This is a genomic window from Oceanobacillus limi (assembly GCF_900111445.1).
Lineage (GTDB): Bacteria > Bacillota > Bacilli > Bacillales > Amphibacillaceae > Ornithinibacillus > Ornithinibacillus limi.
In genome coordinates this window covers 18,636-37,011 of the sequence record NZ_FOHE01000018.1, presented here as the reverse complement: position 1 = coordinate 37,011, position 18,376 = coordinate 18,636, and the positions used below count along the sequence as shown (strand labels likewise).

At 34.8% G+C, this 18,376-nt stretch carries 23 protein-coding genes and 1 pseudogene; 6 read left to right on the top strand and 18 right to left on the bottom strand.

What is annotated here, in order from left to right; all coding sequences use genetic code 11:
- Nucleotides 1–102: 102 nt before the first annotated feature.
- Nucleotides 103–471, bottom strand: coding sequence for a hypothetical protein (locus BMX40_RS15820; protein ID WP_090871705.1), 369 nt, complete (start codon nucleotides 469–471; stop codon nucleotides 103–105).
- A gap of 297 nt (nucleotides 472–768) precedes the next feature.
- On the opposite strand from BMX40_RS15820, the gene BMX40_RS15815 reads away from it, so the two are divergent.
- From BMX40_RS15815 to BMX40_RS15800, 4 genes and pseudogenes are all read left to right on the top strand, one after another.
- Nucleotides 769–1,128: a hypothetical protein gene (locus tag BMX40_RS15815; RefSeq protein ID WP_090871703.1), complete on the top strand. Its 360-nt coding sequence runs from the start codon at nucleotides 769–771 to the stop codon at nucleotides 1,126–1,128.
- A gap of 220 nt (nucleotides 1,129–1,348) precedes the next feature.
- Nucleotides 1,349–2,164, top strand: coding sequence for a pentapeptide repeat-containing protein (locus BMX40_RS15810; protein ID WP_090871701.1), 816 nt, complete (start codon nucleotides 1,349–1,351; stop codon nucleotides 2,162–2,164).
- Nucleotides 2,165–2,426: 262 nt separating this feature from the next.
- A pseudogene (locus BMX40_RS15805) lies at nucleotides 2,427–2,759 on the top strand (GNAT family N-acetyltransferase); the annotation flags it as partial.
- A gap of 95 nt (nucleotides 2,760–2,854) precedes the next feature.
- Nucleotides 2,855–3,067 carry a hypothetical protein gene (locus BMX40_RS15800; RefSeq protein WP_090871699.1) on the top strand — a complete coding sequence of 71 codons (213 nt, stop codon included), beginning with the start codon at nucleotides 2,855–2,857 and terminating at the stop codon, nucleotides 3,065–3,067.
- 88 nt (nucleotides 3,068–3,155) lie between these two features.
- Here the strand turns inward: BMX40_RS15800 and BMX40_RS15795 are convergent, their stop codons facing one another.
- From BMX40_RS15795 to BMX40_RS15755, 9 genes are all read right to left on the bottom strand, one after another.
- On the bottom strand, nucleotides 3,156–3,836 hold the full coding sequence (locus tag BMX40_RS15795) for a DUF3888 domain-containing protein (protein ID WP_090871697.1): 681 nt from the start codon (nucleotides 3,834–3,836) through the stop codon (nucleotides 3,156–3,158).
- A gap of 99 nt (nucleotides 3,837–3,935) precedes the next feature.
- Complete coding sequence (locus BMX40_RS15790) at nucleotides 3,936–4,289, bottom strand: hypothetical protein (protein WP_090871695.1); 354 nt, start codon at nucleotides 4,287–4,289, stop codon at nucleotides 3,936–3,938.
- Nucleotides 4,290–4,969: 680 nt separating this feature from the next.
- Nucleotides 4,970–6,571 carry a ribonuclease J gene (locus BMX40_RS15785; RefSeq protein ID WP_425287865.1) on the bottom strand — a complete coding sequence of 534 codons (1,602 nt, stop codon included), beginning with the start codon at nucleotides 6,569–6,571 and terminating at the stop codon, nucleotides 4,970–4,972.
- A 171-nt stretch (nucleotides 6,572–6,742) separates the two neighbouring features.
- Nucleotides 6,743–7,294: a hypothetical protein gene (locus tag BMX40_RS15780; RefSeq protein WP_090871690.1), complete on the bottom strand. Its 552-nt coding sequence runs from the start codon at nucleotides 7,292–7,294 to the stop codon at nucleotides 6,743–6,745.
- Nucleotides 7,295–7,346: 52 nt separating this feature from the next.
- On the bottom strand, nucleotides 7,347–7,916 hold the full coding sequence (locus BMX40_RS15775; protein ID WP_244513606.1) for an alpha/beta fold hydrolase: 570 nt from the start codon (nucleotides 7,914–7,916) through the stop codon (nucleotides 7,347–7,349).
- Nucleotides 7,917–7,967: 51 nt separating this feature from the next.
- Nucleotides 7,968–8,729 carry a hypothetical protein gene (locus BMX40_RS15770; protein ID WP_090871686.1) on the bottom strand — a complete coding sequence of 254 codons (762 nt, stop codon included), beginning with the start codon at nucleotides 8,727–8,729 and terminating at the stop codon, nucleotides 7,968–7,970.
- Nucleotides 8,730–8,767: 38 nt separating this feature from the next.
- Nucleotides 8,768–9,364, bottom strand: coding sequence for a hypothetical protein (locus BMX40_RS15765; protein WP_090871684.1), 597 nt, complete (start codon nucleotides 9,362–9,364; stop codon nucleotides 8,768–8,770).
- Nucleotides 9,365–9,590: 226 nt separating this feature from the next.
- A complete protein-coding gene (locus tag BMX40_RS15760) occupies nucleotides 9,591–10,091 on the bottom strand; it encodes a DUF2798 domain-containing protein (RefSeq protein WP_090871681.1) in 501 nt (166 codons plus the stop codon).
- Between the two features lie 256 nt (nucleotides 10,092–10,347).
- Nucleotides 10,348–10,725, bottom strand: coding sequence for an SET domain-containing protein (locus BMX40_RS15755; RefSeq protein ID WP_090871679.1), 378 nt, complete (start codon nucleotides 10,723–10,725; stop codon nucleotides 10,348–10,350).
- 232 nt (nucleotides 10,726–10,957) lie between these two features.
- On the opposite strand from BMX40_RS15755, the gene BMX40_RS20805 reads away from it, so the two are divergent.
- Nucleotides 10,958–11,080, top strand: coding sequence for a hypothetical protein (locus tag BMX40_RS20805; protein WP_280139682.1), 123 nt, complete (start codon nucleotides 10,958–10,960; stop codon nucleotides 11,078–11,080).
- Between the two features lie 10 nt (nucleotides 11,081–11,090).
- Here the strand turns inward: BMX40_RS20805 and BMX40_RS15750 are convergent, their stop codons facing one another.
- The 6 genes from BMX40_RS15750 to BMX40_RS15725 form a co-directional block, all read right to left on the bottom strand.
- On the bottom strand, nucleotides 11,091–11,594 hold the full coding sequence (locus tag BMX40_RS15750) for a phosphoribosylanthranilate isomerase (RefSeq protein ID WP_090871677.1): 504 nt from the start codon (nucleotides 11,592–11,594) through the stop codon (nucleotides 11,091–11,093).
- Nucleotides 11,595–11,631: 37 nt separating this feature from the next.
- A complete protein-coding gene (locus BMX40_RS15745) occupies nucleotides 11,632–11,838 on the bottom strand; it encodes a hypothetical protein (protein ID WP_090871675.1) in 207 nt (68 codons plus the stop codon).
- A gap of 63 nt (nucleotides 11,839–11,901) precedes the next feature.
- The gene (locus BMX40_RS15740; RefSeq protein WP_090871673.1) at nucleotides 11,902–12,387 is read right to left on the bottom strand and encodes an AAA family ATPase; all 486 of its coding nucleotides are present in this window, start codon (nucleotides 12,385–12,387) and stop codon (nucleotides 11,902–11,904) included.
- Nucleotides 12,388–12,411: 24 nt separating this feature from the next.
- Nucleotides 12,412–13,461, bottom strand: a complete 1,050-nt coding sequence (locus BMX40_RS15735) for a serine hydrolase domain-containing protein (protein WP_244513604.1) — start codon at nucleotides 13,459–13,461, stop codon at nucleotides 12,412–12,414.
- A 173-nt stretch (nucleotides 13,462–13,634) separates the two neighbouring features.
- Nucleotides 13,635–14,108, bottom strand: a complete 474-nt coding sequence (locus BMX40_RS15730; protein WP_244513603.1) for a GyrI-like domain-containing protein — start codon at nucleotides 14,106–14,108, stop codon at nucleotides 13,635–13,637.
- 199 nt (nucleotides 14,109–14,307) lie between these two features.
- Nucleotides 14,308–15,222 carry a class I SAM-dependent methyltransferase gene (locus tag BMX40_RS15725; RefSeq protein WP_090871669.1) on the bottom strand — a complete coding sequence of 305 codons (915 nt, stop codon included), beginning with the start codon at nucleotides 15,220–15,222 and terminating at the stop codon, nucleotides 14,308–14,310.
- Nucleotides 15,223–15,630: 408 nt separating this feature from the next.
- On the opposite strand from BMX40_RS15725, the gene BMX40_RS15720 reads away from it, so the two are divergent.
- The gene (locus BMX40_RS15720; RefSeq protein WP_090871667.1) at nucleotides 15,631–15,921 is read left to right on the top strand and encodes an RNA polymerase alpha subunit C-terminal domain-containing protein; all 291 of its coding nucleotides are present in this window, start codon (nucleotides 15,631–15,633) and stop codon (nucleotides 15,919–15,921) included.
- Between the two features lie 491 nt (nucleotides 15,922–16,412).
- Here the strand turns inward: BMX40_RS15720 and BMX40_RS15710 are convergent, their stop codons facing one another.
- Nucleotides 16,413–17,204 carry a formate/nitrite transporter family protein gene (locus tag BMX40_RS15710; RefSeq protein WP_090871663.1) on the bottom strand — a complete coding sequence of 264 codons (792 nt, stop codon included), beginning with the start codon at nucleotides 17,202–17,204 and terminating at the stop codon, nucleotides 16,413–16,415.
- Between the two features lie 18 nt (nucleotides 17,205–17,222).
- Nucleotides 17,223–18,200 (bottom strand): L-lactate dehydrogenase, encoded by a 978-nt coding sequence (locus BMX40_RS15705; protein ID WP_090871661.1) that lies wholly within the window; start codon nucleotides 18,198–18,200, stop codon nucleotides 17,223–17,225.
- Nucleotides 18,201–18,376: the final 176 nt, after the last annotated feature.

Here is an 18,376-nt window from a genome sequence, read left to right as displayed (position 1 = left end):
TCTTCGATTACATACGTCTTCGAAAGTTACTTCATTCTATTTTGATATCCTTTAACATATCAACCATTTAAAAGTTGAGTTAAAAATATAGTCAACGTTCCATCAATTAAACGTAACAAATAAAGGTACAATCGAAATTACAACAAAACTAATCGGAAGCACACGTAATAACTTCATGTCCGAAGCTTTACTAGTTTCCCGCTCCGAATTCTCATCTTCTTTTTTTAATTCCAACCAAATTACAAATAGAATCGAGGCCGCATTTCCAAATTTCCGAAGAGCATCCGATTCAATTCCTAAATCGGAGTATATATAAAGTAAGGAACCGCCTACAAAAGCCCCTATAATAAAGAGCAAAATATATCGAACCACTTTACCTGGACAAAAGGATTCCGCTAAAAAACCTCTTGCCATAAGAAATATCATTCCAGAAATAATAACTACTACAATTATAGTAGTAAATAACTCCATATCCATCCCCCTAAATACCGTTAATCTCCCAAAAAGCTGCTTTGTCAGGGAAACGACCCTCAGCCAACTATTTTCCATGCCTGCTTCGCTTTGTAAATTCAATAACTCTTACCTATATACTAACATAATATTCAAAATATATTATAATAAAATAACAAGCTACTTAATGGAGTTGGATTAGCTTATATATAAAAACAGAATGAATTAGTATTTCATACGAGGGCTGAACCACAACAAGGAGATCTTTTTTACCATCGGGGGCAGGATTGTTTAACAAGGTTTGAAGGGAGAAGTATTATGAAGAAATCAATTAAACTTCTTATTATTGGGATTTTAGGGATACTTTTACTATTTATGGTTATAGAAATAGCTTCTTTCTATTCTGCATCAAAGACCAAGAACCAAATGCCAATTGAGATGGTAGCTTTCAATAATTTAACTGATGAAGAAAGTGCGTTAATTCCTGTAAGCCCAAAGGATTCAACTGTAAAAAAAGTACTTGTAAATGATGATATCAAAGCATCAATTGATATAAATTATGACAAAGACCAAGTTTATTCTGTTACTTTTAATAACACGAAGACGGATACCAATGGAAACCTTGTAGTCTTTGTTGATTTAAATAAAAAAAGTTCTCGGAAAAGGGTTTACCAGTAAATAAAAGAGCGTCTTTTTGCGTTAACAGGGCAATACTTAAAGAAAGTGTTTCTTTTGTGTCACCTTCTTTTGTGTTTAAATCTTGATTTTATTTTTTGAATATTATGTTAGTATTTAGTTAGAAGTTATTAAGCTAACATGCCAGGTCAATAAAAGAAGACTTTAACTATTAAATTCACAAAGCAAAAAAATAAATGTGTGTTATAGGAAGTGCTGTGAAATGTTTAATGAATTAAAATCGGATTGTGAAAATTGTTTTGGATTATGTTGTGTAGCGTTACCTTATGGAAAATCATCTGATTTTCCTTATAACAAAGATGTTGGAGATCCTTGCCGTAATTTATGTTCAAATAACTTGTGCACTATACACGAACAATTGAGGGAGAAAGGCTTTCGTGGTTGTGTTTCTTATGAGTGTTTTGGAGCTGGTCAGCATGTTTCACAGTCGATTTATAAAGGTAAAGATTGGCGTGAAGAATCTGAACATGCAGAGGAAATGTTTGCTGTATTTCCTCTTGTTCAACAGCTGTATGAAATGCTCTGGTATCTCCAACAAACTCTTACTTTAAAGGAAACACTATCGATACAAAATTGCCTGCAAAAGATTTATGAAGAAACGATTGAACTAACCATAAAAAAGCCAGAAGAAATTTTAAAAATTGATATAACAGCACATAGAAGCAAGGTCAACGCTCTGTTAATAGAGTCAAGTGAAATGTATAGAGCAAACTGGAATAACAAAGGTAAAAAGAACGGTTTAAAGAAAAAGCCAGACTATTTAGGGGCGAATTTAAAGGGGTTAAATCTACAAGGCGAAGATTTTCGTGGGAAACTAATGATAGCGGCAAATTTAAGCCAAAGTGATTTGAGGAGAACTGATTTTATTGGCGCTGACCTTAGAGACGCTGATTTAAGTGGTGCTGACTTGTCTGAAGTTCTCTTTATTACACAGTCACAAATCAATTCAGCAGTTGGAGATGTTCATACTAAAATACCAAGTTATTTAGAAAGACCAAGGCATTGGATTGAATTGTAAGGTTGAACTTGAACAACAACGAAAAACTTTTACAATTTCAGTTTACTCTTCTAACAAATGAAACGATCAATAATAGAATTATCTACATAAAAACTCGGAGGTGTTATACATGAATATATCAATAGTTAGAGCATCTTCAGAACATACAAAAGAGATAAGTAAAATTTGTTCCATAGGCTGGCGGCAAACTGTTCAAGGGATTTATAGTGAGGAATATCAAAATAAAAATGTAGAATATTAGTATAACCATAAACGAGTTCATGAGGATATTATGAAAGGAACATATACTCACGTAGCAATCGCAGATGACAAGGTTGTAGGAACAATTGGTGGAACCATATCTGAGCCAGATATCAGTGAAATTTATGTTTTTTATATCGATGAATCGTATAGATATAAAGGAATTGGCACAAAGCTCCTAAATGCATTTACAACAGAACATATAAAAAAAGGAGCAACTGAACAATATGTTTCTGTACAAGAAGGCAATAAACTAGGCATACCCTTTTACGAGTCACGTGGTTTTAAACAAAGTGATGAAGACAAACGCTATTGGAGAAAACTAACGGTTGCAATAGCCAAACCACAGGGATGATCAAAACAGTAGACCTGTTTATTTTAAGTTATTTATTAGATAGAAAATAGCACTAAGTGCAATGTTGCATTAATTTTTATTAGGAGCGCACGCTCTTGAGCAATTCAATCGAAACAAGGAGTGCAGAAGAAATGAGATATTTATTATATGGAACAATTGGATTGGTAATAGTATTTTTTATACTAAACTTGATTGGTTATAATGCTTATTATTTTATTGGCGGCTCTATTGAATGGGCGACACGTTATGTATTACCTTGGATAGCGTTATATTGGTTTGTTCAATTTGTTAAAACCAAAAGGGAGTAAAACCCCTTATTCAAGTATTTGGTGATTATATTAGCACAACACAAAGTTTCAATGAAATACATGATTAAGTTAATCTATGATGAAGGATCTATCGCAATTCTAACTTTGACCATTCCTCTTCAGGGATGTCCCTATGCTTGTAATCAGAAACATGAATCTCACTCCCTTTTATTCGAAAGGTTATCGTTTCTTCTCCATATGGAGGGTTATGAGCACCTTCAAATGTTTGAACTTGTACAGTTACATAATAAACATTTTCTGTTTCATCTTTCTTTATTTTAATAACTTTCTCAAAACCCATGTACCAAAGTTTAGGCTTATAGTGTTCTTTTATCGCTTTCGCTATTGGATCCATTAGCTGTTCAATTAAAACCTCTTTTAATAGTGTCTTTGGTACAGGTATTCGGTCTATTTTCTTTCGTTTTATATCGGTAATCTCCCACATACCATTTGGTCCTTGTTCAACCTGATAGAGAACATTGGTACCGTCTTTTTTCCAAATGTGGATATATCCACTATCTCCTTTTGTGTAAAAGCGAGGTTCACCGATCCACTCTTTCTCTTGTTCCAAAATTCTGAAGTAAAGGTGCGCTAGTGGAGTAATTTTATCACCAAGTTGATTAAACGAGCCAATAGAATGGATTTCGTACCCTGACAGGTCGATACCAAAATCTTTGTCAATCGTATCCTTTGGTTCTTCCGCTTGTACGGGATAAGACAATAAAACACTTATAAAACTAATCACAATGACAGCAGTTAATTTATTCATTTGATTCACCTCATCTATATAATTTCACAGTTGAGGTGATTTATTAATTCAGTCTATAATTCTATTTTGTGATGCAAACATAATACTGCGAGAAATTCTTTAAGGATTTAATTCTTTTAAAATCACATTTTCGGACTTCCCATCCCATTTAATACGGATCTTAACGTCTGCTACATTAGGAGAATAATTGAATGAAACATTTTGTTTATTTATTCCACCATCAGTAAGATAAATATTTGTAGTTAATAAGGATGTCCTCTGTTCAATAGATATGTTGACTTTTTCTTCTGGTGGAGGTTTTTCTCCACTATAAACGATTACCATTGTTTCATTTCTTCCATAATTAACCTTCCAATTTTCACTTTCTCCAGCATAAGACTGATTAGCCTCCGAACAAGATGTTACAAACAAGATGATGATAACGAAAAATAGATAAAAATTTCTTTGAAACATAAAACCCTCCTAACTTTACTACACTTCTTCGACTAAAAAGATATGACAGTTTTTAGAGCCTCCTAACATTCGATATCAATCTTAAAAGGTTAGTTGATTATAAAATTGGCAATTAGCCCGATTAGTATCATCAAGAACATTGCACCGAATAAACAAACACCTATTATCTTAATAGGCAAGGGCAATTTTCCTCTTTTATTAATTGGGTAACCTTGAATATGATTCATATGTTCCATTGCGTCATTAAAAGGCTTATTGGGTCCTTTGTTCTGTTTATGTATGATGCTTCTCTCCTTCCACTATCCTTCCATTAGTTAAATAAGCTTTCATTCAGAGTTACTGTCCAACTTCTCTACTATAGTTGATTATTATTAATAAAGGGACAATCATTATGACGATTCCTGTAGCTTTTTAAAGTAATAATTATATTATAATATTCTGTCATCAAATTGTATACATGGGTGATTTTGGTGTTATTCAGCATGATAACATTCATTAAAACAATTCCATCAATAAAATCGCACAATGAATTCGTTTGTGAATTATTGTGCGATTTCCCTGTTAATTAACCAGTGTACTCCTCTAAACGGAACCGGTTATCTATATTTGGTGCCACTTCTTCTTTTTTTACTTACCTCATGAACTTCATCTGTTGTAACGATAATTTCTCTCAACCCACTTTATACTTCAATCAATATCGGCACAATCATCGGCTCTTTCTTCGTGCGACTATAAATAAATTCTCGGATTGATCTTTTTAGTTGTTTTTTCACTCCATTACGTGAGTACTTTTTCCCTTCTTGGAGCTCGTTTAGGTTCTTTTTCGTAAGCTTAATAAGGTCTTTACGGAATTCGGAAAACCTTTTATCCATAAATCCTCGTGAAAAGGTTTCCGGCTCAGCCAATAGCTTCCCATCCGCTTTACTCATCGTTAAAATGATCATGAGCATTCCATCTTCTGAAATTTGTCTACGATCACGTAGGACGAATTCCATCGTGCCGACCTCTCCACCATCTACATACGTATTGCCAGCTGGTATTTTCGTGGTTTGATGGGCCTTGGTATTTTCAATTTCAACCACATCTCCATTATTTAAAATAAAAGTGTTGCCCTTTTCCACGCCAACCGATTCAGCGAGCATTCGGTGATGGTGTAACATTCTATGTTCCCCGTGAATTGGAATGAAATATTTTGGTTTCATTAATGTGAGCATCAGTTTTAAATCTTCTTGGTAGCCATGTCCAGAAACATGCATGCCAGAAGTACTTCCTGAACCATAAATGACATTTGCTCCAAGCTCATATAAATTATCAACGATGCTCGTTACATTTTTTTCATTACCCGGGATTGGACCTGCTGCAAGAATCACCGTATCTCCAGGTAATATATCGACGCCCCGGAAGTTTCCAGTCGACAAACGAGCAAGCGCTGCTAGTGATTCTCCTTGGCTTCCCGTACATAGGATGGTCACCTTTTCTGGCGGCAAGTCATTAATCTCCTTTTGATCGATTAACATCCCATCTGGAACGGTTAAATAGCCACGATCCATCGCAACTTTCACAACATTTACCATCGATCTCCCAAGCAATGCCAGCTTTCGATTGGTTTTTTGCGCTGCATTTACGACTTGCTGAATCCGACTAACATTCGATGCAAAGGTAGAAACAACAATTTTATACTCCGCCTTCATAAACGTGACATCTAAGTGTTCTGCTACCATTTGTTCCGATGGAGTCCACCCTTTGCGTTCTGCATTGGTGCTCTCCGACAATAAAAGTAAAACTCCTTCTTCACCAATACGAGCAATTTTATGAAAATCGGAGTGTTCTTTATTGGCAGGTGTTAAATCGAACTTAAAATCACCTGTATGTACAATATTCCCTTCCGGCGTATGAAAAACAACTCCAAAGCAATCTGGGATACTATGGTTCACTTTGAAAAAGTTTATTTTCATCTCGCCAATGTTAAGGTCGGAGTTAGAATCTATTTCGACCAGTTTACTTTCTCGTAAGATCTTATGCTCTTTTAATTTGAGTTCGATTAAGCCTAGTGTGAAACGAGATGCATAAACAGGTACATTGATATTTTTTAAGAAAAATGGGATCCCACCAATATGATCTTCATGACCATGGGTGACAATTAAAGCTTTGACTTTTTCTATATTTTCTACCAAATAGGTGGTGTCCGCGATAATCAAATCAATTCCTAACAAACTCTCATCCGGAAATTTATTGCCACAATCAATAATCACAATATCGTTGCCATATTCAATTGCATACATATTTTTTCCAATTTCATTCAAACCGCCCAATGCGAAAATAGATACTGCCGTCTGATTTGCACTCAAATTTATAGCCTCCCACTTATTTTTTTCATAGTATTCCCTTTGAGGTACCTATTATAAGTGGAGGATGGTTTTCATTTCCTTTTTGATTGAACAGGGAAAATTAACTCAAACTTTCCTTCCCCTGATGAACACCTGATAAAATTCATATAAAAACAAACCTTTTGTTAACAGTAAGATTGCCATCATAGGCTTGGCTAGAAATGGGAAAAAGAAAAAACAGATTCCTGCAATGAAAAATAATGACATCATTGCTTTATACACTTTTTCTAATCTCCGCATCGAATCGTATCTACCGACTTCACCATCTAATCCTTCCAAAAAAGCGGAAATAATATAAAATACCATAAACATCCCCGCTATCATGCAGAAGAGCCCTGCAATAGCTATAAATGATAGGAGTGCCGATGACATCCCCAGCTTCACTGGTGAGTTTCCAGTAACATTCAATAGGAAAAAGACACTACTATAAACAACCATAAAGATGACATACGGCTTTAGCTTTACAAGGCGCTTATGCTCTCTCCCAAGCTCCTTTAGACCAAAAAATATGGAAATATACCCAATTACATTCGTTATGGAATATGTAATCCCGATATCTAGAAAGCTTAAATTAGTTTTAAAAAATATGAACAGGAATCCAAAAAATATATTAATCATAAACGCTATCTCCTTGTTAGGGGCCAAAAACTCTATTGAACGACAATACCATCTACGTCATTGATAAGCTTTTTATATCCTGCAATAATTCAGGTAAGCCATTATGGAATAAGTGCTGTGTCCCTTCGAGTTGGCGTTTTTGTGCTTGTGGAAGTTTTTTTGCGTATGCTAAATGGTGTGCAAAGGGTACGATTTCCTCATCTCGGCTATGATAAAGGAATAGTTGTGGTACATCTTTGAAGTGTTGTTCGAAATCATTTTGGAGGACAAAGTCCTTCAGCTGCCAATTTTCGTCCATTCCCCAGTAAGGCGCTGCAATAACAAATAAGCCAGTGATTTTTGCGGTATATGATTCTTCTGATAAGTACTTTAAAAGAACAGATCCACCTAACGAGTGCCCAACTAAAATAACTTCTCCAGTAAGAGAATGAAGCTCATTTTCAACTTGCTTCTTCCACTCAAGATACGCCGGTTGCTCTGGTGACGGCATGTTTGGATAGACAAAATTGAAATCGTGCTTTAATGCTTTTTCTAAATATGCTATTAAGTTACTACTTCCTTGATTCGCTCCTTGAGGACCAGCACTATGAATGAATAGCACCGTTGTACTCAACGGTATCACTCCTTCCTTGTGATGTATAGCATCTATAATGAAGCTACCATCAAATTCTAATTATTCTATTTTCCAATTGACAGTAAAACTCCCCTTTACGTCATCACCTATTATTACGATTCGATAAACACCTGATTGGTCAGCGTAATATTGTAGCTCATTTTCATTTCTTTCCTTCATTCCAATTTTTCTATCATTCTCGTTTAACATATAGAGGCCATGGCCTCCTCCATTTTCATTGTTGAAGGTAGTATAAAACGTTAATGTATCCCCTTCCCGTAATGGAATGGGAATTTCATGTTTTCCATTAAAGTTATCAAACGTTGCTTCAAAAGTAGAGGAAGAACTTACTTCTTTCCAGCCTTCTTTTTCTGTAAAATCAATATTTATTATGATAAATAGCGGGATAAGGACAACAATGGAAAATCCATAGGTGAAAATATTAGAACTTTGTGCCAAACGATTCCCGAAATATAATATAAGAGAACATATTAGTCCCATTACACCCATCAAGAGCATAAACACATTCATTGGATTAACCATAAAAATCAAATAACCGAAAGCCATATACAAAATAATTTTTATGGTATTCCTGTTGTTTAAAAACTTAAATACGAGATAATCAATCACATATGTAAATAAACTAAAACCAACAACCCATGGAAAGAAATCAGAAATTCCATTAGCAAATTCATACATATCATCGACATCAGATGATAGCAATAAAAATAATGACATGATAGATAATAAGAACCCTGCTCCAGCTAACTTTTCAAATATATTATGAATTGATTTTACCAGAGTTTGACGGTTAGAAACCACTTTCCGACCTCCCTTCCAACTAAGTACAGTTATCCGAATTACATTTGGGTTGAATAATCATAAAAGGTAACATAGCTTTTAAAGCTATTCAAAAAATCTCCATAAAGATTATCAAATTGACGATTCAGCTGTTTTTTAGAGGCAAATTTATCATTCTGCAATTTAATAATCTGGTCTTCTACTGATTCTAATTGTCTCATGCATTGAACCAGATATTCTTTTTCTTCATTCTCATAATCCTCTTGCACGAAGAGGTTAAACAATGTATCTTTAACATTTTCTACCTCGAATAGCATTGTGCTTAAATCAATTTCATCCATGGGTACAGGATCCTTACTCATTAACCATTCTTTTTCAAAAAACGAAAGAATAGCTTCTGTTCGATGTATGGTTAGGTTTGGGTATTTGTTCTCCAAATCAGCCTCCAAATCTTCTTCGTAAGAATCTCTAAAATCATTTAAAATAGTTTCATAACTCTTACCGTCAAATGATATAAAGTACGGTTGATATGCATAATTTTTATGAATACTAAATGGAGAGTATGGAAAAAGCCAAGTCATGAAACCAACAAAAACCACAATGATACCCATTACTCCGGCAATACGCCACAAGATGCGTTTTTTCTTGTTACTCATAAAATTCCCCTTTGGTTGTTATTCTATATTTTCAATATTAACATACGATTCAAAAATGATATCTCATTTTTATTGGGAATATTGAACGCGAGGATTATTTATGAAACTTTACCCGAGGAAAATTGTTGGTCATTGGTGAATCCTTATTGTACAGATAAGCGGGATAAGAAAAAAAGCCGATAAGTTTCATCAACTCCATCGGCATTGTAATATATTTAACATTCGATTAATTTACTGCTTCTACTTTTCTTCCCTGTCTTGCGTGTAATTTTTTCATCGCAAACCTCGCTATTGGCTGTGCGATTAACAATTCAATCCAAAATGCAATACCAAAGTTTCGAAACCAACTGTGGAAGAAAGTTTGAAAAGGCTCCAAACTAATTTGTTTCATCCCAACCCAGGTACCAATAATCGTAAGTAGAATCGACAGGATCGTGACGTTTAATAAGGTATTTAATAGTATCCGAGCATTAAATCCGTCTGTTTTTCCTACAAATATTGGCATCATTTTATGAACAAGCGGTTCTGCAACCAATCTTACTAATAAAACAACGATAACCCATAAAAACGGAACAATCTTTAAGGTTTCTAAATAATTACTTATACTGAACCCTTGTTCCATTTCCATAATGATAGGCGCGATTGTGTTTACTGAAATTATTGAAATAATCAATAAAAATAAGATACCTTCTTTTGGATTTTGAGGCAGTCTGTCTTCTTTATCCATATAGTTACCCTGTATCATAATGACATATATTTTTGGCCAATTTCATGAACCAATATCTCTACACACTGATTTAATCATTTTACCATGATGCAAAATCATTTCTAGTCTTGTTTTATTTTAAAATTTGTGAGCAATGAACAAGCCATTCCTAATGACAGGTATAGAAATTTCGCAAAAGCAAAGAGCTTAGGATCTCCCCAAGCTCTTAATACGGATAATATACACCTATTTCAAGGCTTCATGACACACAGCCATATTATTCCTGATCAAACCAAAGCAATTCTTTATCGTCAGCATAACCGTTATAATTAATTAGAATTTCATCGCCCGCTTTTATATCTGTATAAGCATAAAAGTCAAATGTATCATTGTCAAAATTAATCTCATAAACCGCATTCGGTTCATAAGAATGGTTGAACAACATTCCGTAGCCTAAAAGGATAGCAGTATGATTTATCCCGTACTCAAATGCATAATCAGCAAGTAAGGTTTTCTCAATATGTTCATGCTGGTCGTTTGGATAAGAAATTACAGGAGCTTCATGTAAAAGCACACCTTTTTTAATATCACATGTAGCAAATACCCCTCTATTAAATTCTCCATCACTTACTGACGATGTTTTTATTTCAATCATGGTGCCACCTACTCTCTTTTCATTTAACCTTTCCAACTATAACATTAATTTTCATTTTGTGCTTTGAGGGAATATATAATTTACATCTTAAAATAGAAATAAAGCCTTATCTACTTTGATTATTTTTTACAAACTGTATAAACCAATACAATGCGATCCAAGGTAATATGTACCAAGTGCTCCACTCGAACAAATGGATCAAAATTCCGAAGCCATCATAACTTAGCCAACGATGTATAATACGATGAAAACGAATGCGCCGTACAAAGAATACTTAATCGAAACCAACCTCTCTCTCTCCTCTGATTATATGCAAATTACGTTAACCATCTCTAAAGCAATGTTTTCAGCTTAACGTCAAAGTTTCAATCACGTTCAATCATACTTCTCAAATAATCTATTTTTCTAAAATCCTTATTATTATTTTTATCTGATCGATAACTATCTTTTGATGAAGACTCGTAAACAGATAAATATTGCTTCGGATTTAGTAAATAATACTGTACCCCACCAGCTTGATGTATCTCTAAATCCTCTAATTCTATTCCTGCAAAAGTTGGTAACGTGTCAATAATACCAAACTCAACGGATAACCCATCTTTTAAAAATTCATGTTCATGCAAATCAATCAAGCGATAGTCCATCGAATTCATGACATCCATAATATCATTCCAGTTATGGATAGATACTTCTGGTGGCACTTCCCATCCCCTTTTGTCACCGGGTACATGGATGTCTAAATCCTGGGCATCCCAATTCTTTCCTGTCACAACTTCTAAACCAACTGACCCCATTAACAATGGGATAATTTTAATTTCATTTAGTTTTTCTGCAATATTAATAAATGAATTAAGCTTGTCCTTCTCCATTTTCTCCTCCACTTTTCCCGTAAAATTTACCAGCCGCCTATTTATCTTCTTGGCAGCTAAACGAATAATTTAAATGAAGATAATCACTACTCACTTTAGGAAGTCCACCGACTTCATAACATCGATCACTCGCAAGGCGAATTTCCTTACTATTGAAATACGATTGAGCGCATATTAACGATAACACGGAAATAAACAATGACATTCCGATACTTGCTATTAAGATCTTAGTTCTTTCTTTCAAAAAATCCCCTCCTATGTATTTCCTGTGCCAAACTTTTATACCCTTAACCAAAATTTGAATGAGTTAAAGGGAAACGTTTTTATTATCCGATATTCGAATTACCTTATCATGATAAGAACGCAATCTCTCCTCAAAGTTAGCTCGATCCCTTTCAAAATCACGCGTCCATTTAAACATCATCTTTAGCATGTGTGTATTGGGTATGTAGTTACACTTCTCAAGGCCGAGGTTTTGCTTAATAAAACGAGTTAAAATCCTTATCCTCCGCTTCCAAAGTGGTGGATCCAAAAATATGATCGTATCAGACATTTCTAGCAGACATCGGTAGGATTTACGGTCGACCCCTTCAACGATCCATTGTTCATTTTTGTCTATTTCCATAATAACTTCTACCTGTTCGGAAGTTGTCCGTTTATACCTTCCCTCGTCGGTTTGTTTGTAGACAACTTGATCCAACTCATACCAAGGTATGTTTAGCTTTTTTGATAATTCCTTTGCCAGCGTAGTTTTTCCACTTGCTACAATCCCAATTATGTATATTTTTTTCATCGAATCTCCACCGGTTCAGTTGTTCTATTTTTCATTTCTCCTGCTGAATCTGGCTAAACTGGAAGCTACTATATTTCCAAAGGATTGAATGTCTTTAACATAATCAAAATCCTTACTTTCGTTTAAACTATTATACATTCGAACAGCGACTGCATTGAACTTAGGAATAACTAGACAAGAACATCCAGATGCTCCTAATATTTGGTAGGAACCATAAGGTAAATTTGAGCCTAATTCGTTATATTCATAAGTTACATCGTCATCTTTTATCCACCAGAAAAAACCGAATTTCGGAAAGGTAGAGGGAACAGAGTTTGGACTTTGAACCGATGTAGCAAGGTCAAAAACCTCCCTTGGAAGCACCTGTCTTCCTTCAAATCTCCCTTTATTTAAATGTAAATTACCCCATGTGGCCAATTCCCTTGCATTTACATATAAATTTCTTTCATCTCCTATATTGGAGCCGATTCTTAATGTCGGATAGCTTTTAGGGGAAGTGACATCACAAACTAAATGACGTTCCCCTTCTGTTACCCATCCCGTATTTTCTAATTTTAGTTGTTTACATACTTTTTCTGATATCCATTCATTAACAGTAAACCCTGTAGCCTTGTACAAAACTTTTGCTAATAGATCTGGTCTTTTCCCCTCGAGATTTGTTCCTAAATCAAACACTCGGAACACATTATTCTCTCTAAATTTCAGCCCTGTGGAACGTGTGACTAAATGTCTTATCGTTGTTTCTCCAAGAATTTCAGGATCGTACTCATTTAAATAATCACGTAATTTATCATCAAGCTTTAAATAGCCTTCCTTTACTGCGATCGCTAATGCTAGGCCAATATAAGTTACTCTAACGGAATATACATTAAAACGTGAAGCAGCATCGATTTCTCTTGCTCCCTGTTCAAAGTGATGTGTCCCAGCGTACCATTCGTGCATAATCCTATCGTCTTGTAAAATTACCAACGCAGCACCAGAAGCACCCATTTCCTCTTTTATGTTCTCTGTATATGAAGTAATTTCTTTAAAGCCTGTAAAACCATTCTCGCAAGAAGCCCCTTTTATCTTCAAAATTCAATCCCCCTAAACAATCGGATCACATAAAGTGAATCTTTAATCAGTGGGGATTCTCTTCATCCCCAACTGATTATTAGATGAACGAATCGGACATTTACTGGCAGTTGATCCCCCACTTATTCTCTGGGTTTTACCTCGTAGGTTTGAAGTGGGGGTCTTACTGCCAGTTACATGCGGGATAAATCAACCTGATCCTCTGCTTCACTCCATGAAGAATAAATTTCTAGTGTCCAATTGCTAGGTTTTCTTTGGTGATCGTTCGATTCAATCCATTGATGCAAATGAGAATATACGCCAAATATCTGCGAAGCGTGCCCTTGAAAATGCAATATGGCATACTTTTGAGGAGGAACAGTAAGTGTAACCATCCCCTTGGGAATCGCTTCATAATCATGAACCTCAAAACATACCCAATATCCATCATCCGCTTCGGAAGTTTCTTGCGGTTTGAAAGCACCTATTAATTGAACGGGTTCTACGAGTCTATGAATCTCATTTTTCCGCCGAACTAATTCCAACGAAGCCTTCGGAATTTCTTTCCCAAATTCCTCCATCGAATCACATATCACACGGAATCCAACTAACTTCTTGGCTCCAATTTCTCGAACCCCTTTTATCGTTATTGCATCTTGTTTCGTCAATGAATGTTCCTCCTTTTTTATCGATGTTTCGTAATCATCTCGAAGCAATCCATCTCTACCAGCATTATACATTAAATTAAATTTATTTTAAAAATTAAAATTAATCGCTAGTTAATATGCGATGTTATTTGAATGTCGCATTGAAGTAGTAAAAGGCTCTCAATGACAATGATCATTGAGAGCCTTTTACAGTAGAAAATTATTTCTTTACAGCATGGATAAAATGGATTGTCTCAAACGCAGACAAATAATCTGTCCTATTTTTAAAGAAAAGCTCATTTATCTTAGTTGGTGTTAAATGTTCATATATTAGTAAACCCGATTTTTCTAACATATTCTCTATTTCATCATAAGTGAAACCCGATTTCATTGGCTCTCCACTTGCTGAAGCCAATTTCACCATATTTTCAACTCTATTATATATCCCCTTTTCTTTAAAGAGTTTTTCATCTGCATAATCAAAAACAATAGAGCTACCTGGTGGGACGTTAGCAAATAAATGCTTAATCAAGGCCTCATTTTCCTCTTTAGTTAAATAATATGAGACACCTAAAAGGCTAAAGAAAGTTTTTTTGTTATTAAATCCTTCATTTACTAAATCTTGATAGGAAAATTCAGTAGTAAAGTCCATAGAAACAAAATGAAGATTATTCGGGACATTAAGTTTAGCATCCTCTAACTTTTTCTTTTTAAATTCCTGTGTATCAGGATGATCAATTTCATATACCTGTAAGCTGTTTTTCAACTCTGGATTTCGGAAACAGAAAGTATCTAGACCAGCTCCAAGTATAACATATTGATTTACCCCCAATTTAATTTCATTTAGTAGTACTTTTTCACAATAGGCATACCGCGCTAAGGATGTTGGAGAAAGTTGTACCTGTGTAATCCATTTTAAAATTTCCTCTGAATCATCTTTAAATTTTTGCTCCATATCTCTGTTGAAAAACTGAATACCGTTAATCATATTTCTGCTGATAGCTGAAAACTCTTCTTCGGAAATTAATTTGTGTACCATAAAATCATCAAATATTTTGGGTGTGTCATATTTATTATGATACGCACGACCGAAAGCCGATACTAAGGAAGTTAAACTGGATTCATTTTGTTTCATACCATATTTCCTCCCATATAAAAAAGAATAAGATTCCCCTGGCCAGGAGAATCTTATTATACTAAATAAATTGGTAACTGTAAATTATAGCACAAATAAATAATTTTGTCAAATTAAACACTCGGTGGAAGTGGATATTTTTAAAAATACTAATTCGACTCACAAGTGCACTAGGAAAGAAGCAAATCTTATCCAATAATAAAGTAGCTTGCGAATTTATCTAATACAAATGAATAGTGGAGCAAAGTGTAAAATTCATCTGAATCTATGACAAAATAATTATAGATATTGTGAAGAAATATTTTTAAACTATAGCTTAACAAGATCATACAAAGTTTTGTCAGACTGTAAAACTAAATGTAAAATAAGAAGTATAATTAAATTGGATACAGTGTAGGAGGGGTTGTTTTGACAGCAGAAAAAAGCTTAAGGGTTTGTGAAAAAGGTCATAAGTATTACAAGAGTAGTGATTGTCCAAGTTGTCCTACTTGTGATAAAGAGAATAAACCTAAAAGTGGATTCCTATCGAAACTAAGTTCACCTGCTAGAAACGCCTTAGTTCAGGAAGGAATTGATACTTTACAAAAACTCTCAAAGTACACCGAAAAAGAAATTCTAAAACTCCATGGTATTGGACCTGCTTCCATACCAATTATGAGAACTTCATTAGAAGAAGTAGGTTTATCATTTAAAGGGTAATATTGTATTTTACTATGAATATCAACAAAGATTGTGAAATCGTGTACTTACAGAGGGCTCGTTCAGGAGCTGTTTTTATGTAAAGTGAGGAGATGAATTATGATTAGTTTATTAGAAAACTTATTTCAAATATCGGCAATAATACTACTCCTTTGTTCATTCTATTATTACAGACACTTTAAAAAGATTAAGAGGGAAAGAAAACTAACTTTACTTGAACGTTCAATCTATATTACAACCCAAGCTGCAATTTATCTTTGTGCAGGTAGTTATCTACTTCTGTTTTTAGATAGGAATTTTGGTTAGTAGTTATTCAACAAACGAGTGATCTAGTGAAAGAAGCCTAATCCAATAGCAAAGGAGCTTGTTTTAATTCAAGCTCCTTTGCTATTGGATTTATGTTTATGGCTGATATCTACTTCTGGATTTACTGTAAGATTTAGCTTGACACAACTCATAATAAACTCGTCACAATTAATATGCCTCTTATGCTATTTAGTATCGTATTTACTAATGGAAGATTTATTGGCATAAAAATACATCCATGCCATAAAACCTCCACCACCAATCAAGTTTCCTATAGTTACTGGAATAAGGTTGTGAATGATCCCTTGAAATGTAACAGAACTTGGGTCATCAATTACATATGAAATCGCAAATGTACACATGTTCGCAATGCTATGTTCATAGCCGGAAATAAAAAAACAAAAGACTAAAAACACCATAATAAATATCTTCGTTCCGTCTCCTTTCATTCCCATCGGAAGAAAGAATGCAAGGCAAACGAGCCAGTTACAAAGAATTCCTCTAAACAGTAATTCCGTCGTGGAAAATTGCGTTTTATTCTCTGCGATAGTTAATAAAAATGAATTTACCGATTCATCTTGAAACAACCCTGTGATTGATATAAGTACAGCAAAAAATATTGCACCAATGATGTTTCCAACATAACTATACGCCCACATCTGTCCGACCACTTTCCATGTCATCTTTTTCCGTAAGGCTGCAAACGTATAATAAAAGGTATCTCCTGTAAATAAATCCCCGCCACCATAGGCAATTAGAATAATTGCTACCCCAAATGTGATCGCAGCAATAGGAAAAGCAATTGGCGATTGCTCTACAAAAAAGAAATTTCCCGTACGAAAGGCAACAATCACTCCAAACCCAATAAACATACTAGCTAATACAGCCCTTAATAAATAGATAAGGGAACTCGTTTGAAATAGGTCTTGTCGTGCCAGTGCTAATTTTTCAATCTTCAAGAGTGGCTCTGCTTCCATTTCATTTCACCACGCTACTTAGTTGTTTGGTTTCACTTCATCAAAATGAGGTGCTAGTATCTGCTTTAGCGTATTGGCACTGTTATGAAATCGTTGTTTTTCCTCTTCACTTAAGTCTAGCTCCATAATCTCGCGAATTCCATTCCGATTAATGACCGCTGGCACACCAATATAAACATGATCTTCTCCGTAATGACCATTCATGTGCGCCGATACAGTTAGGATGGAGTTTTCATTGGAGAATATTGCCTTCGTTATTCGAGCTAATCCCATGGCAATACCGTAATACGTAGCACCTTTGCTTTTTATAATTTCATAAGCAGCGTCACGTACTCGAATGAAAATATCATCCAAATCCTCTTTCTTATAGTTGTCATTTCTTTCAATAAATTTCATGATTGGAATTGCACCGATGTATGCTGAGTTATAAACAGGTAACTCGCTATCCCCATGCTCCCCAATGATATAGGCATGAACATTTTTTGGTGCTACATTGAAATAATCTCCTAATAAATACCGAAAACGAGCCGTATCTAAAATGGTGCCTGATCCGATCACACGCTCACTTGGCAAGCCACTATACTTCCATGTTGCATAGGTTAAAATATCGACTGGATTTGTTGCTACTAGGAAAATTCCATCGAATCCACTAGCCATGACGGCATCTACTATTTCTTTAAATATTTTTAAATTCTTATCAACTAAATCCAAACGTGTCTCCCCTGGCTTTTGGTTAGCCCCTGCACAAATGACAACCAAATCAACATTACTACAATCTTCATATGTTCCATATTTGATAAGCGTTGGATTCGTTGTAAAGGCCTTCCCATGATTTAAATCAATAACATCTCCTTTTGCCTTGTCTTCATTTAAGTCAATCATGATTAACTCATTTGCAATTCCTTGATTCATTAAGGCAAAAGCGTAACTCGATCCAACAAAACCGGTTCCAATTAAAGCAACCCGACTGATCCGATCACTTATGTTCTCACTCATCGTCTACCCACTCCTTACAAATTAGAGTCATGTTTTCTAGTTTCTTCTCTATAGAAAGAAATATTCCCATTACTTTACGTGCACAGAGCTTCTTTAAATTTTAAATAGATGTCGTATGGGATTGTCATCTTTCCAACCTATACAACTAGGGAGCTGTTCAATTACCACATGAACAG